The sequence below is a fragment of the Halostella salina genome, assembly GCF_003675855.1.
Lineage (GTDB): Archaea > Halobacteriota > Halobacteria > Halobacteriales > Natronoarchaeaceae > Halostella > Halostella salina.
Window position 1 is genome coordinate 94,038 of sequence record NZ_RCIH01000002.1, and the last position, 16,200, is coordinate 110,237.

Annotated in this window: 18 protein-coding genes; 9 read left to right on the forward strand and 9 right to left on the reverse strand. The window is 66.5% G+C overall.

Annotated features, from left to right (window positions below; all coding sequences use genetic code 11):
* Window positions 1-417: 417 nt before the first annotated feature.
* Window positions 418-1,803, reverse strand: coding sequence for an ATP-binding protein (locus D8896_RS03870; protein WP_121820771.1), 1,386 nt, complete (start codon window positions 1,801-1,803; stop codon window positions 418-420).
* Window positions 1,804-1,980: 177 nt separating this feature from the next.
* Here D8896_RS03870 and D8896_RS03875 point away from each other — a divergent pair, with 177 nt between their 5' ends.
* Window positions 1,981-2,595 carry a rubrerythrin family protein gene (locus tag D8896_RS03875; protein ID WP_121820772.1) on the forward strand — a complete coding sequence of 205 codons (615 nt, stop codon included), beginning with the start codon at window positions 1,981-1,983 and terminating at the stop codon, window positions 2,593-2,595.
* Between the two features lie 18 nt (window positions 2,596-2,613).
* Here D8896_RS03875 and D8896_RS03880 read toward each other — a convergent pair whose 3' ends face one another.
* The 3 genes from D8896_RS03880 to D8896_RS03890 form a co-directional block, all read right to left on the reverse strand.
* A complete protein-coding gene (locus D8896_RS03880) occupies window positions 2,614-2,886 on the reverse strand; it encodes a DUF7553 family protein (RefSeq protein ID WP_121820773.1) in 273 nt (90 codons plus the stop codon).
* A 42-nt stretch (window positions 2,887-2,928) separates the two neighbouring features.
* The gene (locus D8896_RS03885; RefSeq protein ID WP_121820774.1) at window positions 2,929-3,552 is read right to left on the reverse strand and encodes a class I SAM-dependent methyltransferase; all 624 of its coding nucleotides are present in this window, start codon (window positions 3,550-3,552) and stop codon (window positions 2,929-2,931) included.
* Between the two features lie 69 nt (window positions 3,553-3,621).
* Window positions 3,622-4,977 (reverse strand): MFS transporter, encoded by a 1,356-nt coding sequence (locus tag D8896_RS03890; protein WP_121820775.1) that lies wholly within the window; start codon window positions 4,975-4,977, stop codon window positions 3,622-3,624.
* Between the two features lie 449 nt (window positions 4,978-5,426).
* On the opposite strand from D8896_RS03890, the gene D8896_RS03895 reads away from it, so the two are divergent.
* From D8896_RS03895 to D8896_RS03920, 6 genes are all read left to right on the forward strand, one after another.
* Window positions 5,427-5,729 (forward strand): hypothetical protein, encoded by a 303-nt coding sequence (locus D8896_RS03895; protein WP_121820776.1) that lies wholly within the window; start codon window positions 5,427-5,429, stop codon window positions 5,727-5,729.
* Between the two features lie 214 nt (window positions 5,730-5,943).
* The gene (locus D8896_RS03900) at window positions 5,944-6,225 is read left to right on the forward strand and encodes an AbrB/MazE/SpoVT family DNA-binding domain-containing protein (protein ID WP_121820777.1); all 282 of its coding nucleotides are present in this window, start codon (window positions 5,944-5,946) and stop codon (window positions 6,223-6,225) included.
* Complete coding sequence (locus tag D8896_RS19720) at window positions 6,218-6,679, forward strand: type II toxin-antitoxin system VapC family toxin (RefSeq protein ID WP_205596764.1); 462 nt, start codon at window positions 6,218-6,220, stop codon at window positions 6,677-6,679. The genes D8896_RS03900 and D8896_RS19720 overlap by 8 nt, the downstream gene beginning before the upstream one ends.
* Before the next feature lie 78 nt (window positions 6,680-6,757).
* Window positions 6,758-7,594 (forward strand): cytochrome c oxidase subunit 3, encoded by an 837-nt coding sequence (locus D8896_RS03910; protein ID WP_121820778.1) that lies wholly within the window; start codon window positions 6,758-6,760, stop codon window positions 7,592-7,594.
* Window positions 7,595-7,681: 87 nt separating this feature from the next.
* Window positions 7,682-8,374: a nucleotidyltransferase domain-containing protein gene (locus D8896_RS03915; protein WP_121820779.1), complete on the forward strand. Its 693-nt coding sequence runs from the start codon at window positions 7,682-7,684 to the stop codon at window positions 8,372-8,374.
* Window positions 8,367-8,882: a DNA-binding protein gene (locus D8896_RS03920; protein ID WP_121820780.1), complete on the forward strand. Its 516-nt coding sequence runs from the start codon at window positions 8,367-8,369 to the stop codon at window positions 8,880-8,882. The genes D8896_RS03915 and D8896_RS03920 overlap by 8 nt, the downstream gene beginning before the upstream one ends.
* Before the next feature lie 21 nt (window positions 8,883-8,903).
* Here the strand turns inward: D8896_RS03920 and D8896_RS03925 are convergent, their stop codons facing one another.
* The 4 genes from D8896_RS03925 to D8896_RS03940 form a co-directional block, all read right to left on the reverse strand.
* Window positions 8,904-9,413 (reverse strand): hypothetical protein, encoded by a 510-nt coding sequence (locus D8896_RS03925; protein WP_121820781.1) that lies wholly within the window; start codon window positions 9,411-9,413, stop codon window positions 8,904-8,906.
* Window positions 9,413-11,731: a DUF6789 family protein gene (locus D8896_RS03930; RefSeq protein WP_121820782.1), complete on the reverse strand. Its 2,319-nt coding sequence runs from the start codon at window positions 11,729-11,731 to the stop codon at window positions 9,413-9,415. Before D8896_RS03930 ends, D8896_RS03925 begins: the two co-directional genes overlap by 1 nt.
* 219 nt (window positions 11,732-11,950) lie before the next feature.
* Entirely contained in the window at window positions 11,951-12,382 is a 432-nt protein-coding gene (locus tag D8896_RS03935; protein WP_121820783.1) for a type II toxin-antitoxin system VapC family toxin, read from the reverse strand.
* Window positions 12,383-12,655 carry an AbrB/MazE/SpoVT family DNA-binding domain-containing protein gene (locus D8896_RS03940; protein WP_121820784.1) on the reverse strand — a complete coding sequence of 91 codons (273 nt, stop codon included), beginning with the start codon at window positions 12,653-12,655 and terminating at the stop codon, window positions 12,383-12,385.
* Between the two features lie 133 nt (window positions 12,656-12,788).
* Here D8896_RS03940 and coxB point away from each other — a divergent pair, with 133 nt between their 5' ends.
* Window positions 12,789-13,583, forward strand: coding sequence for a cytochrome c oxidase subunit II (gene coxB, locus D8896_RS03945; protein WP_121820785.1), 795 nt, complete (start codon window positions 12,789-12,791; stop codon window positions 13,581-13,583).
* A gap of 16 nt (window positions 13,584-13,599) precedes the next feature.
* Here the strand turns inward: coxB and D8896_RS03950 are convergent, their stop codons facing one another.
* The gene (locus tag D8896_RS03950) at window positions 13,600-13,995 is read right to left on the reverse strand and encodes a hypothetical protein (protein WP_121820786.1); all 396 of its coding nucleotides are present in this window, start codon (window positions 13,993-13,995) and stop codon (window positions 13,600-13,602) included.
* A 135-nt stretch (window positions 13,996-14,130) separates the two neighbouring features.
* Here D8896_RS03950 and uvrB point away from each other — a divergent pair, with 135 nt between their 5' ends.
* Window positions 14,131-16,194 carry an excinuclease ABC subunit UvrB gene (uvrB, locus tag D8896_RS03955; protein WP_121821192.1) on the forward strand — a complete coding sequence of 688 codons (2,064 nt, stop codon included), beginning with the start codon at window positions 14,131-14,133 and terminating at the stop codon, window positions 16,192-16,194.
* Window positions 16,195-16,200 lie beyond the last annotated feature (6 nt).

A 16,200-nucleotide genomic window follows, 5' to 3' on the forward strand; every position in this document is an offset into this window, starting at 1 on the left:
TGATCGACGATATCACCTGAACCATCGACCGAGCCGGCGAAGGCTGGCATTCTGGTTCGTACCGCTCTCGTCCTCCTGTCAGACCTTGGTATGCTGAATGGGCGAGGCGCGCTCGCGCTGGGGGAATTCGGCAGCCGTACGGTCCCGGACCCGATGCACCCACTCCCGGCAACGACGCCTCGCATCCGAGAGACTGGGGGAATGTCCTCTCAGAGGTTCTTTCGGAGATCGAGGAACGTCAGCGCGGGTTCTGGAGCGGGTGAGATACCGTTCGAGCTCCGGGATGCCGAGCTGTCGCGTGGCAACCGCGGGCGCGCCGAGGGTGTTCGAAGACACCGAAGCAGTCGTTGGGTCGTTGGATCCATCCCCGGCCAGGAGATGCTGCAGCCACCCGAACCCACAAAACGGAACCGACCGCTACTCGACCATCGCCTCAACCACCTCGTCGACCGTAAACAGCCGTAGATCGTCGCGTTCCGCGGCGGCTTCCTCCACGGATGGCTTGAACCCGCTCCGGGAGAAGAGCGCGTAGTGCTCGTCTCGCTCACCACCATCGGGCGACCAGCGGAGTTCGTCGACGTGCCCCTGTAGCTTCGAGAAGGCGTCGTATCCGAGCGGCGAGCGCTGGAACTTGCACTCGCCCGCGATCAGCGTCTCACCGGCGGTTAGCCCGACGACGTCGATCTCGTGTTCGTCGTACCACCACTGACCAGTTTCCGTGATCGTCTGGTTCGGATAGAGCGTGCGGAGCGCCGAACAACACAGGTCCTCGAACGACCGGCTCGCGAAGTCCGCCAGTTCCGGTTCGACGAGCACTTCATACGCGTCGTCGAGTTCGTCGTACTCCGTTCCGGTACCGTAGACGAAGCGAAACCAGAAGCGGACGAACGGATCACGAATCCGATAGCGGCTGCGCTTGCTCCGCTCTTTCCGTTCGGTGATCGGAACGTGCTGTGCGACCAGCCGGAGCCGTGAGAGGCGGTCGAGATACTTCGAGAGCTGGTTGTAGTCGATACCCGTCGTTCCCGCGATCTCGTTCCGGCTGGTACTCCCGCCGGCAATGGCCTCCAGTATCGAGAAGTATCGAGTCGGTTCAGTGAGTTCCATCCGGAGCACGTAGTCCGGCTCGTCGTGGAGCGTGCCGTGGCGCGAGAGGATCGTTCGCCGGACGTTCTCCCCGAGCGTCGCATCCGGCGAGACTTCCTCAAGATAGTACGGAACGCCGCCGAAAACGCTCCACGTCAGCACTTGCTCCTCGGCGGTGAAGGCGTCGTCGAAGAACGCCATCGCCGCGTCGAACGGGAGCTGTCTGATGTCGAGTTTCAACGACGAGCGGCCGTACAGCGGACTGTTGCCGAGCAGCGCGGCCTCTTCCATCATGCTGATCGACGACCCGACGAGCACGACCGTTGCGGCCGAGTCGTCGAGTTCATGGTCGAACATCGCCTGCAACACGGACGGAAGACTTTCGTTCTGCTCGACGAGGTAGGGGAACTCGTCAAGGACGATGATCGCGTCCTGTTCGGCGAGATACCCGAGGACATCTTCCCAGTCCTCGCGTATCCGTGTCACACCGGGATACGACTCGGAGGCAGTTTCGATGAACTGTCGGAGCTGAAGCGCGCCCGTCTTTTGCTTCGCCTGGTGGACGATAGCGTCGTCGTACCCCTCAAGCGACTGCTTGACGAGCGCCGTTTTCCCGAGTCGACGACGACCGTATATCACGGCGAGTTCCGCCTCGTCGGACTCGTAGAGAGTGTGGAGCCGCGAGAGTTCCTCCGTCCGGTTCACGAAGTCGACCATGTGTACCCTACGATCTGGCCCATTATAGTACTCTCGATAATCGTACTTTGAAGTACAATACTTTAGAGTATCATTATTGGTTCGGTCGGGTCGACATAGACCGCCGCCAGATCGAGCGTACCGCCAAACCCTGCCCCCGACGACGCTTACAAACCGTCCCCGCACCTACCCTGGTGCATGACCGCCGACGACTTCCTCGATGCGCTCCGGGACGACAACGAAACCGCGCTCTCGCGGCTGGGCTCCTCGAAGTCGCTGTACGCCGCGACGGGCGGCGAGATGAACGCCGACGCCGTACTCGAAGCGGCGGCCGACGACGCCCACGCCGCCGCGGAGACGTACGAGACGTGGGCGGACGAGTCCGACCACGCCGTCTTCGCCGACGCCGCCGAAGCGGAGCGCGACCACTACGACGACGTGACCGACCAACTCGGCGACCACGACACCACCGCGACGCCGGCCATCTACGTCTATCTCGGCGGACTGGACGACACGGTCGCCCGCCTCGGCGGTCTCGTCGGCGCGGCGCTCGCGGGGAAACAGCGCGCCACCCAGACCTCCGGCTTCTTCACGGGCGAGGCCGACCCGCAGACCGCTTCGCTGTTCCGTGGATACGGGTCGACGCTGGAGGAGCGCCGGGACGCCGCTCTCGACGCGCTCGACGACGTCGCCGCGGACGACGGGGACTATGACCGCGCCGCCGAGGCCGCAAGCGGCGCGGTCCAGGCGGCCTACGACGACTACGTCGAGAAGCTGGAGTCGATGGGCGTCAACCCCAAACCGGTGTGTTGAAGCGCCAAGAACCGGTCGCTACACCCCGGGCAGGTCCTCGCGGTACTCCGTGATCGCTTCCTTCGCCTCGTCGATGTGCTCGCCGACGGCGTCGTTGCCGTTCTTTTTGATCTCCGCCAGGATGTTCTCGTGGCGCGCCAGCCGGCCGTGGTCGGGACCACGGTCGGCCGTCGCCATGCGGGCGAACTCGTCTGACTGGTCGTACAGGCGGTCGCGGACCGTCTCCCCGTCGGCCGCTTCGCTGGCCTCTCGGAGTCGGTCGCTTGCGCGCTGTAGTTCCTCGCGGACCATGCGTGACGGTACGGCGACGGCGAACATAAGCCCCGGGCCGCCTCAGCGGTCGAGCACGGCGGCGAAGAAGGGCGGTTTCGGCGGTTCGTCGGCGGCCGTCTCCGGGGCTGCCCACTCGGACTCGACGCGAAACCCCGCGGCACGCAGCTGATCCCGGGTCGCCTCGGCCCCGGCCATGTGCCAGGTCATCTCGACGCCGTCGCCGAGCCAGTCCGGGTTCGTGCGCTCGAACTCAGCGGGCGCTTCGGAGAGCAACACCCGTCCGCCGGGACGCAGGACGCGGGCGAACTCGTCGACGACAGCCTGATGGTCGGGAAGCGGCACGTGGATCAGCGAGTCGACCGCCGTCACGGCGTCGAACGCGTCGGCCCGGAACGGGAGATCCGTCATGTCACCTTGCACGAGCCGGGCGGCGGGAACGCCGTCGGCGGCGAGCCGGAGCTGGCCCGCGGCGAAGTCGAGGCCGACGGCTGTCGCTCCCTCAGAAAGCCGTCGGAGGACCGGCTCGCCGTGTCCACAGCCGGCGTCAAGCACGCGAGTCGGGTCGGCGAGCGAGTCGAGAAACGCATCCAGGATAGCTCGCTCGCGCTCGTCGCCGGAGCGGTTCGCGGCGTACGCCTCGGCGAGTTCGTCGTACCCCCGACGGACGGTCTCCCTGTCTGCCATCGGGGGGCGTTCGTCCCCCCGGTGGTTGAACGTTCGGTCCGGCCGCGGTGACGGCGGCTGCGGTGCCGCCTACTCCTCCGTGCGGTCCGAGACCGTCACGCCGAACGCCGCGCGGTCGGCGTCCGCCACTGCGGGCAGACCGAACAGACGCGGCCGGACGAGGAAATAGATCCCCGTAAAGCCGAAGCCGAGGGCCGCAAGCGCCATCGTGGTCGTCACGCCCAGCAGTTCGGCGACGACGCCGCCGAGGAGCGAGCCGAGCGGGAGCGTCGCCCCCGAGGCCGTCCCCTTGACCGACGAGACCCGCCCGAGGAGGTCCCCCGGGAAGACGGTCTGGTTCAGCGTCGCCGTGAGCACGCCGTCGACCCCGGCCGGCACCCACGCCAGCCCGAACAGCACGACGGTGAGCGCGGGCGAGGGGACGACCGCCGCGGCGAGCCAGCTGCACGCGCCGAGCGTGTGCATCACCGGCTTCAGCCGGCCGTAGGCGACGCCCTCCAGATACGGCGCGACGACCGACCCGACGAGCCGGCCGATGCCGAGCGCGCCGAGCATGAGGCCGTAGAGGGCGGGACCGCCCAGCCCGTCGCCGAACGCCGGCAGGATCGCGAGCGTCACGCCCGTCGCGAGGTTGGCGACAGCGGTCATGGCGATCAGCGGGACGAAGGCGCTCCCGCGGAGCGCGTCGACGCCCGCACGAAGGTCGTCGACGTACGAGGCGAACACGGCCCGCAGCGACTGCCCGTCGTCAGTCGGCGCGTCGGCGTCGGCCGTCTCCGAACGGTCGGCGGTCGCCTCGCCCCCGCGGGAAATCACGATGCCGGCGAACAGCAGCGCGGCGACGCCGAACGTGGCCGCGTCGAGCAGGAACAGCGCCGTCGCGCCGAAGACGGCGATGAACGCGCCGCCCAGCGCGTCGAATATCATGTCCAGCCCGAGCGTGACGGTGTGGAGCGCGGAGTTGGCCTGCGATAACTGCCCGTCGTCGACGATCCGCGGGACGAGCGTCGCCTGCATCGGGGCCATCGGTAACGTCGCGAGCATCAGGATCGGGAGCACGGCGAAGATGACGCCGACGCTCAGGTGCCCCGTCGCCGCAGCGAGCGGGAGAACCAGCACGACGATTCCCTGAACGACCTGTGACCCGACGAGCACGGGCCGGAGCGGGAGCCGGTCGACAAGGGGACCGGCGAACATCTGCAACAGCCACGGGAGCAACAGGATGGCGTTGGCGACGCCCGTCAGGAACGTCGATCCGGAGAGTTCGAAGACCAGCCAGAGGACGGCGACGCTGTAGAGGCTGTCGCCGGCGTTGGTGACGAACTGGCCCGCGAAAAAGCGCAGGAAGTCGCGGTTGCGCCAGATCGACGGCTTCTCGGCAGTCGGTTCCGCTTCGGTCGTCTCGACTGACTCGGCCGCCGTCATCGGCGACCACCCCTACGGGCCGTCGGGCGTTCACGAGGCGGTCGCCACAACCGCGAGCGATGCAACTGGTGATTGCGAAGCGATCCGTCGTCGTCTCCGTAAATCGGTACGTGGTCGGACGAGCCGCGGGGCGTCCCCAGCGGCTCAGCGAATGTCGGCATATGCGTGCGTGTTCGATCGAGAGACTGCGACTACAGGACGTAGCGAAGCGGCGCGAACCCGAGTGCTGCAGCTATCGGGCCCGCCGCGCGGCGGGAGGCGAACGCGGATCGAACACCGGACGGCCCGCGAGCCGACGGATCATAGAACGGTTCGTCCGAGGAATCGGCGACCCGAGAAATAAATCTGGTGGACCTATGAGACGGTCAACCGTGGTCGTTCACCCGAGACGCGCGGTTGGTGGTGGAAACACGACAACGGCTACGTGCCCAGGAGTACAGCGTACAACTGTGAGCCCAAACAGGGAGCAGGTCCAGTTCCGAGTCCCGGTTCCCCTCATCGACCGAGCGGATGCACTGGCGACAGCTCTCGAAACGGACAGAACGGATGTCCTCGTAACTGCACTCCGTGAATACTTGCAGGACGCAGTCCACGACGACACGCTTGTTCAGGAGATCGCTGCCGCCTACTACGACGACGAGATCAGCGACGAGCAACTCGAAGCACTTGTCGGTGCGGAAGAGACCGCCAACCAGCGCGTCCTGAAACAGCAACTCGACGAGGAGTTCGTCGACGAACTCGCTGAGCGATAACTACGTTCCACAGACTCGGACTCGTACGTGCCTCGCTGGCGAACGTTCACCGACCGTGTGATGCGCACAATCGCCGGGCGAGGACGGCCTCCATTATTCGAGGAGATCAGCACTGTTCGACGCGGGAGACACAAAGCGACATCCAACGAGCGGTCTCGTTGGGAGTGGGATTCTGAACCGAACAGTTATATCTTTCCCACTCAAAGTGGGAAACATGCCGACGGTGGATTCCAAAGGGCGGGTAGTGCTTCCGAAGGAGGTCCGGGAACAGATAGGGATCGCGCCCGGGACGGAGGTCACCGTTCACGAGGAAGACGGGAAAGTGATCGTCAAACCGGAGGACGACCCGGAACGGATCGTAGAGGACCTGGTCGAGCGGATCGAGGCCGCCGCCTCCGCGGACCGAACGACGACGCCGTACGAGGACCTGGACCCGCACGCGAAGAAGCACGTCGACGCCGTTCAGGACGGGGCAAACGGTGACGGCGATGAGTGAAGGGCCGTACCTCTTTGACGTCGGCGTGACGGCGCTCGCACACGCCGGGACGCCGGTGAGCGATACTCCACAGTCGTACGTCCGCGAGGCGATCCAGGGGTCGATCGATGCGGTCGTGCCGTACGCCTCACTCGTCGGCGCACATCACGTCCTCTCGTCGGTGTATGGGTTCTCGAACGACGAGGCGGCCGGGCTCATGCAGCGGTTCATGGACGCAAAGCGGATCCACTGGTACGCGGACCTCCCGGAGCGCATCGTCCGGAACGGGTTCGACCGGTCGGGGAACTTGAACATCGACGGCTGGGACGGCTACTACGCGCAAGTGGCTCTCGAGGAGGGGGTCGAAACGATCCTGACGCTTGACGACGACTTCGAGCGAGTCGACGACGTCGCGACCGAAGTCGTCCTGTCGTCCGAGGAGTTCGCCACGCTGAACGAGTATCTGGGGTACTGACGAGTCACGAAGCGAAGGGCGGCCGCCGACCGGCCCCGACGCCCCGCCTTTTTGCCCGTCTCTCCCGTACGGCTAGCGATGGTCGAACGGGCCGCGGGCCACGGCGAACCGCCCGAGCACGACACCGAGGACCACGGCGGGGAGGGCGGTCACGAACACCGGAGCCGCTGGCCCATCCTCGCGGCGGGCGGCGCTGGCGTGCTGTACGCGGGCATTGCGCTGTACGCGCTGGCAGCCGCGGCGGGCATCGCGCCGACGTGGATCGGCGGCGGTCTCGCCGTCCTCGGCACGCTCGGCGTTGTCGGCGGGCTCACCGGCTGGGCCGTCGAGGCGTACGCGCCGCCGGGCGGGAAGGACCGCCGGACGTACCGCGCGACGATGGCGCTGTTCCTCGCGACGGACGTGGGCACGTTCGGCGCGGGCTTCATCTACTACTTCTTCGTCCGTGTCGGCACGTGGCCGCCCTCGGAACTGCCCGACCTCGTCGGCTCGCTCGTACTGGCGAACACGGCGATACTGCTCGTCTCCAGCGTCACGCTCCACTACGCCCATGTCTCGCTGGAGCGCGACAAACGGCGGCGCTTTCTCGGGCTGCTCGGGGCGACCGTGTTGCTCGGCGTCGTCTTCCTCGCCGGCCAACTCTACGAGTACTACGAGTTCGTCGTCGCGGAGGGCTTTGCCCTCTCCTCTGGCGTCTACTGGAGCGCGTTCTACGGGCTGACGGGGCTGCACGGCCTGCACGTCGCGCTCGGCGTCGTCCTGCTGTCGGTCGTGCTCTTCCGGGGATACCGCGGGCGGTACGGGGCGGAGCGTGACACGGGCGTCACGACGGCGTCGCTGTACTGGCACTTCGTCGACGTCGTGTGGATCTTTCTGGTGGCGGTGCTGTACGTGGGCGCGGTTGTGGAGTTGTAGGGAGGGTAAACACAGTGGTTGTGCCATGATATAGATCAGGGAGGTCTAATATGAACTTTAAGTAGTTAGCACAACGAATGGTTTTCTATGAAAAGCAAATCGAATATTGATCCGGGGAGCGGAGCAACGATAACGCTCGATATCCCCACACAGGACGCGGGCCTGTTCAAGAGTCAGGCTGTACACGAGGTTCTCTCCTTCTTATCTCGGTACTACAGCAACGAGTTCTCCATCACGGAACTGACTGATGCTGTCGACTACTCACAGCCGAGTGTCTCCAAAGCCATCGATGTCCTCGCCGCCAACGACCTCGTCACAGAGCGGCGACAAGGAAACGCTCGGTTGGTGCAGATAAACCGTGAACGGTTGTTCCAGCCCGACGATCCGCTGCTCCAGATCCCGCAGGGGGAGTTCCACGCGCCAGTTCGAAGCGCAGTCGAGGAATTAGTCGAGCAGCTCGACAGTATCATCGGTGTCGTTCTGTACGGCAGTGTGGCGCGAGGGGAGGCCGACAGACGAAGCGACATCGACCTGTGGGTCCTCGTCGAAGAAGACCGAATGACGAACCAACGAACGGCGAACCGCATCCGGCAGGATCTCGAAGATCGGGAGTTCGATACCGGCCGGTATGCATACGAGATCGATATCGAATCGCTTCCGGCCGTGCCGAACTACACCGACGAGTTGCAGGAGATACTCGGCGATGGTCTCGTGGTCTACGACACGGAGAAGTTCGAAACGGTCCGAGAGATGGTGTTCCACGGTGAGCTCGATGAGTAGGGAGTCGGACCCACAGGCCATCACGGACGCGCTCATCGCAGCGGTCGACGCGTTCAACGAGGAGGGATACGGCGTTCCGACGCGGGAGGACGCGATCGATCCAGACGCCGACTGGAAAACGCAGTTGACGAAGGCCTGTCGGTTACTGTCCGCGGTCGATACGATCGCCGACCAGGGGTTCTGTACTGCCACTATCGAACTGTGCTTCGGCGCGACAGAACGGTCGATCGAGGCCTACGCGTTGGCTGAAGGTGGCGATGAGCTCGTTGACTTTCACGACCACACTACCTGCTACGACCGCGCAACCGACCTTGGGCTGCTATCTACTACGACGACACGCAAACTACGGCAACTGTACGACACCAACCGCACGGACAGTTACTACGGTGGACGACGCCCAACGGAACGCCAAGCCGACACGATGCAGCAACTTGCCCAAAGCGTCCACGGGTACGTCACAAACCAGATCAGGGAAGGCGGAGTCTGCGTCTGCGACACACCGCACTAGTGCGGTCCCACCGAACCTAAGTTACCCCTGCCGTCGCTCGAACGCCGCGTACCGCCGGTACAGCGGCGGCGTCAGTACGCCGAGCGCGCCGAAGGCCATCGCGGCCAGCCCGAGCGGGAGCAGGATCGGGTCGACGGACGTGCACGGCCGGGTCGAGCGCAGCGTCGCGTAGTACGTCTCGCCCTCGTACGCGACAAGGACGCCGTCTTCGAACGCCTCACGGTTCGGGAACGCCCCGTCGACCGCCCCTTCGCCGTCGAACGCGTCGACGCCGTCCGCGAACGCCGCGCGCTCGGCCGGCGAGAGGTCGTCGAACGGCAGCGTGCGGAGCGTCGGGCCACCGTCGCCGTACCCCGAGCGCAGGCGTTCGGTGTCCGCGGGCGACTCGACGCCGATGGTCGGCGCGCCACAGAGGCCGGCCTCGGCCTGGACCGCGCCGTAGCCGCCGAGCACCGCCGCGCCGATGCCGGCCGCGAGCAGCACGGTCCCGAGGAACGGCACGCCGTAGGTCAGCAGGGCGTCGCGGACCATCAGCGGTCGCCCTCCGGCGGGTCGCCCGATCCGCCCCCGGACATCCCACTCCCTTCCAGGTCTCGGCGGTACTCCGCGTACCGGAGCGTCCCCGCCAGCCCGATCCCGTAGAGCCAGTGGGCGACGAGGACGAAGGCGAGATAGCCCACGAGCGCCAGCCCGGACTGGCCGGTGTAAAAGGCGACGGCGAAGCCAAGGGACATGATCGTCGCGTAGGAGACGCCGGTGACGACCAGCAGGCGGCCGGGGAGATACTCCGCGAGCGCCCGGAAGAGGATGGCCCAGGTCGTCATCCCGCCGAGCAGGAACACGGCGTAGCCAGCGGCGATGCTTCCCTCGACGCCGACGAGTTCGGACAGTTCGACGAACCCTCGCAGGTCGAACACGCCGACCAGCGCGCCGGTGAAGAGCACGCCGGTCATGGCGAGCGTGCCGAGCAGGCCGCCGAGCGCGCCGTACAGCGTGTCCGCGAGGACCGACCGCACCAGCCCCCGCGGGTCCCGGAGCACGTCGGGGCTGCCGACCGACGGGTCGTCGGTGCTCGACGGGCGCACGGTCTCCGGATCCGGCTCCGTCGGCTCGACGGCGTAGCGGCGTTCGAGGCGGTCCTCGAACCACGCCCACTCGCGGGTGAACTGCCCCGTCCGCTTCAGGTCCCACACGTCGGCGTCCTCGACCGGTTTGCCGTTCCAGTACGACCACACCATGTTGTACAGCCACAGCAACACCGCGACGCCGATGACGAACGCGCCGACCGAGGCGACGCGCTGGAGCGGCGCGAACTCGACCGGGTAGTTGGCGTACCGGCGCGGGAGTTCGCCGAAGCCGAGCGCGAGCAGGGAGCCAAAGGTGACGACCGAGCCGACGATGAAGAGGCCGGCCTGGAACTTCGCCAGCCGGCGGTCGTACAGCCTGCCGGTGATCAGCGGATACCAGTAGTACGACGCCGCGAGCATCATCATCGGGATGATGCCCATGACGATCATGTGGAAGTGGCCGACGACGTAGTAGGTGCCGTGGTAGATGATGTCGACCGGGATCGCCGCGAGGAACACGCCGGTGACGCCGCCGACGACGAACGTGCCGATGGAGCCAAGACAGAGCAGCATCGGCGCGGCCAGCCGCACCTCCCCGTCCCAGATCGTCGTGATCCAGTTGAACGTCTTGATCGCGCTCGGGACGGCGATGGCGATGGAGATGCCCATGAACGACGCCTTCAGCCGCGGGTCGATCCCCGTCGTGAACATGTGGTGCGCCCAGACGCCGAAGGAGAGCACGCCGATGGCGAGCGTCGAGTAGACGATGTAGCGAAAGCCAAAGAGGCTCCGCCCGACGAATTTCGGGAGGAGGAAGCTCATCAGCCCCGCCGACGGGAGGAAGATGATGTACACCTCCGGGTGGCCCCAGAACCAGAACAGGTGCTGCCAGAGGATCGCCCCGCCCCCGGAGACGGCGTAGAACGTCGTGGCGAAGTTGCGGTCCAGCAGGAGCATGACGATCGCACTGCCCAGCAGCGGGAACGCAAACAGCACCAGCCCGCTGGTCACGAGGAAGTTCCACGAGAGGATGTCGAGGTTCGACCAGCCCACGTCCTCGCCACGCTCGTAGACGATGGTCACGACGAAGTTGATCGCGCCGATGACGGTCGCGATCCCCGAGAGATGGAGCCCGAGCAGGAGGAAGTCGATCTGGGGGTTCGCCTGCGTCGTCGACAGCGGCGTGTACAGCGTCCAGCCGATCCCCGGCTCCTCCATGACGCCGAACAGCGTCGCTAGCTGGCCGGGCGACACCGCGCCGAGCACCTGCGCTGCCACCTGCGCGACCAGCCCGAACCGGGCGAGCAACAGCGCCGGCGGGAGCAACCAGAACCCGACGGCGTTGAGCCGCGGGAACGCCATGTCGTCGGCGTCCAGCAGCAGCGGCAGGACGTAGTTCCCGACGCCGAAGAACACGGGGAGAACGAAGAAGATCAGCATCGTCAGCCCGTGGGTCGTGAACAGCGCGTTGTACGTCTGCTCGCTCCACACGGTCGCTTCGGGCGTCAGCAGTTCCAGGCGCATCATCATCCCGTCGACGCCGCCCCACAGCGCGGCGACGGTGCCGAAGAGGATGTACAGGATCCCGATCTCCCGGTGGTCCGTCGTCGTCGTCCACCGCAGGAGTTGCTCGCGGAGGAACGACCGGTCGAACACCGACCGTCGACTGTACCCCCCGTCGGCGCGGGGGCGGTCCCCGCACCGGCGGGCGTACAGGACGAACGCCACCAGCAGGAGCGCCAGCGCGGCGAGCGCGCCACCCTCGACGAGGACGCGGTTCATCGGTGTCTCACCGTGCCCCGCAGGCGTGCACCGACCGGATTGGTCATGTCCGCGGGACCACGGCGAGTCAAATAAACGTGGACCCGACCGACGATCCCGCAGTCGTCCTCGCAGTATCGAACCGAGATCCCTCGCTACGCCAGCCGGTCCAGCAACTGCGCGACGTAGGGGCTGTTCTCCCAGCTTCGGTGAAAATGGCGAAGGCGCTTCTTGTTCCCCTCAGTTGAACGGATCGTCGGGCGTCTCCAGTCGCGTTATCCCCTCGACCACGTCGAAATCGTCGTCGAAGGAGTACAGGTACTCGACATCCGTCCGCTCCATGTACGCGGCGATAGTCGCGTCGCCGAACGCGAGTTCCTCGTAGGTCTCGAAGAGTTCGACTGCGCGGTGAAAGTCCGTCTGTGCCGAGTGAACCAACTCGAAACCCGCCGACTCGGAGAGGCGGGTGCGCAGGTCGACCGCGATATCGTGGCGCTGCCGCTCGTGAATCCAGTTCAGCGCCTCCAAGAGCGCATAGTTCGTGACTCTGGCGCTCGGGAGCGTGCCGCGGTCGATGGCGTAGACGATCGCCTCCGCCCGTTCGTGCCGGTCGGTGGCGCTCGTGTCCTTGTAGTCGATGAGAACGTTGGAATCGAGGACGGCGACGCCCATTCAGATGTCCTCCGCGAACGCGGGGTCGTCCTCGTGCCCGGCTACGTCGTGTGTGTCGAGGCCGTCGCCACCCAGCGGCGCTTTCATGTCGTCGTCCTCGAACGCTCCGTATCGCTGTCGGACGACTTCCACGGCGAGATCCCCGTCCTCGTCGATATCCCAGCGAAGCTTGTCGCCGGGTTCGATGTCGAGCCGACGGCGGAACGACGCCGGGATAGTCACCATCCCCCGGTCGCTGACCGTGGTTTCCTCGGGGGCGTCCTCGGTTGCCATGCGCGATAGTACGGGTCCTCGCGCCATACATGTTCCGCCACATGTGCTGGTCGAACCGAACACAGCCGACGGGGAGCGCCATCGAGCCAATCCTCGGCCCGAGCTATTTACGCGACGACGTGGGACGGCACCCATGCCGGTCCGCTTCCGACGCGCCGCGCTCGCGACACTCGCCGCGGCCGGGCTGCTGACGCTGTTCGTCGCGCCGGCGGCGGCCCAGTCGGTAAACCGGGAACTGATCGACGACCTCAACACGCAACTGCTGTACGTCGCGCTCCCGCTGACGGTGTTCGTCGAGGTGATCCTCATCTACGCCGTGGTGCGGTTCCGGGACAACGAGACCCCGAAGCCGACCATCGACTCGCCGCCGCTGGAGGTCACCTGGACCATCGCGACGGCGATCATCCTCCTGTTCGTCGGCGTCTCGGCGTACGTCGTGCTCACCAGCCCGTACATCTCGACGGCGAACGACGAGGTCGGCCCGACCGACGAGCGGGTCCACGCGCTCGGCTACCAGTGGGGCTGGCAGTTCACCTACCCCGAGGCGAACGTCACGACACAGGACCTGCTCGTGATCCCTGCCGAGCGGAACGTGAGCGTCGGGGTGACTTCCGCGGACGTGTTGCACTCGCTGTTCGTCCCGGAGCTGGGGGTCAAGCAGGACGCCTTCCCCGGGAAGAACACGACGATCCGAACCTACGCGACCGAGACCGGCACCTACCGCGCGTACTGCACCGAGATCTGTGGCGCGGGGCACTCGCGGATGCGTGCCGACGTGGTCGTCGTCGACAACGAAACCTACCGCGAGTGGCTGGCCGCCCACGAGGGCGAGACGGGCGTGACCGCCGCGCCCGGCGAAGGGGGCAACGAAACCGCCGCGAATGCGACGCCGGCGCAGTCGCTCGGCGTCAGCGTCCAGCGAAGCTAGAGGAAAGCGCCGGGTCTCAGGCCGTCGTCCGGCGACGACGCGCGTCGTCGGCGAACAGGCCGTACGCGCCGGAGCCGAGGAGAGCGGCGGCCGCGATGGCCGTGGTGACGAGCCCGAGGCCGGGGTTGGTTCCGGCGTGGAGCCCCACGGCCAGCCCGGCGACGCCGAGCGTGACGATGAGGCCGACGCCGCTCATGAGGGCGCGGGTGCGGACCCGCCAGCCCCAGGCGAGCACCGCCGCGAAGGCGACGAGGCCGAGGAGGGCGGTCACACCGCCGAGGTAGCCGTAGCCGATACCGGAGGTGGAGACGCGACCGAGTCCCTGGGTCGTCCAGGGGAGGAACGCGGAGAGGACGACGGTCAGGGAGGCCGTCATCCCCACCTTTTCGGAGCGGGTGAATCTGAACTGCATCGTATCCGTATGGACCCCGCGGAGCGGCATAAGTATTGTCGTACTGATATGTTTGTGTACGTTTGCCACGTGAGCGTTGCACACACCGTCGCGACCGAGCCGGTAAAGTCGCTCCGCGCCCAACCGACGGACAACGTGAGCGACGCCAACTCCGGCCCGCTGTCACCCGACCGCCCCGACCGGGAGCGCCCGTTCCGTGTCGACGCGCCCTTCGACCCCGCGGGCGACCAGCCCGAAGCGATCGAACAGCTCGCCGAGGGGTACCGCCAGGGGATGGACCGCCAGACGCTGCTCGGCGTGACCGGCTCCGGCAAGACCAACACCGTCTCGTGGGTCATCGAGGAGATACAGCAACCGACGCTCGTCATCGCCCACAACAAGACGCTGGCGGCACAGCTGTACGAGGAGTTCCGGGAGCTGTTCCCCGACAACGCCGTCGAGTACTTCGTCTCCTACTACGACTACTACCAGCCCGAGGCCTACGTCGAGCAGACGGACACCTTCATCGACAAGGACGCCTCGATCAACGACGAGATCGACCGCCTGCGCCACTCCGCGACGCGCTCGCTGCTGACCCGTGACGACGTGATCGTCGTCGCCTCGGTCTCTGCCATCTACGGCCTCGGCGACCCGTCGAACTACGTCGACATGTCGCTGCGGCTCGAAACCGGACAGACGATCGACCGCGACGACCTGCTCGGTCAGCTGGTCGACCTGAACTACGAGCGCAACGACGTGGACTTCACGCAGGGCACGTTCCGGGTGCGGGGCGACACCGTCGAGATCTACCCGATGTACGGCCGGTACGCCGTCCGCGTGGAGTTCTGGGGCGACGAGATAGACCGCATGGTGAAGATCGACCCGCTGGAGGGCGAGGTCAAAAGCGAGGAACCCGCGGTGCTGGTCCACCCGGCTGAACACTACTCCATCCCGGAGGAGCGCCTCGAACGCGCGATGGAGGAGATCCGCGAGGACTTAGATAGCCGGATCTCCTACTTCGACCGCAAGGGCGACGCTGTCGCCGCCCAGCGCATCGAGGAGCGCACGACGTTCGACCTGGAGATGATGCAGGAGACGGGCTACTGCTCGGGCATCGAGAACTACTCCGTCTACCTCGCGGACCGCGAACCGGGCGACCCGCCGTACACCCTGCTCGACTACTTCCCCGACGACTTCCTCACCGTCATCGACGAGTCCCACCAGACGATCCCCCAGATCAAGGGCCAGTACGAGGGCGACAAGTCGCGGAAGGACTCGCTCGTCGAGAACGGCTTCCGCCTCCCGACGGCGTACGACAACCGCCCGCTCACCTTCGAGGAGTTCGAGGACCGGGTCGACCAGACGATGTACGTCTCCGCGACGCCGGGGGACTACGAGCGCGAACACAGCGACCAGGTGGTCGAACAGATCGTCCGCCCGACCCACCTCGTCGACCCCGAGGTCGAGGTCGCCGACGCGACCGGGCAGGTCGACGACCTCATGGACCGCATCGACGAGCGCGTCGAGCGCGACGAGCGCACGCTGGTGACGACGCTCACCAAGCGCATGGCCGAGGACCTCACCGAGTATCTGGAGGAGGCCGGCGTCGACGTGGCGTACATGCACGACGAGACGGACACCCTGGAACGCCACGAACTGATCCGGTCGCTCCGGCTCGGCGAGATCGACGTGCTCGTCGGCATCAACCTCCTGCGGGAAGGGCTGGACATCCCCGAGGTGAGCCTCGTCGCCATCCTCGACGCCGACCAGGAGGGCTTCCTGCGCTCGGAGACCACGCTCGTCCAGACGATGGGCCGAGCCGCCCGCAACGTCAACGGCGAGGTCGTGCTGTACGCCGACGAGCGCAGCGCCGCGATGGAGCGCGCCATCGAGGAGACCCGCCGCCGCCGCGAGATCCAGCGCGAGTACAACGAGGAGCACGGGCTGGAGCCGACCACCATCGAGAAGGCCATCGGCGAGACGAACCTCCCCGGCTCCCAGACCGACACCAGCGACGTGGCCGGCGACGGCCCCGCGGACGCCGAGGAGGCCGCCCGCCGGATCGAGCGGCTGGAGGAGCGCATGGGCGAGGCCGCCGACAACCTGGAGTTCGAACTGGCGGCGGACATCCGCGACCGCATCCGGGAACTCCGCGAGGAGTTCGACATCGAGGGCGACGAGGACGACGGCGTCGCGCCCGAGGTCGACCCCGAGTTCTGACGCCCC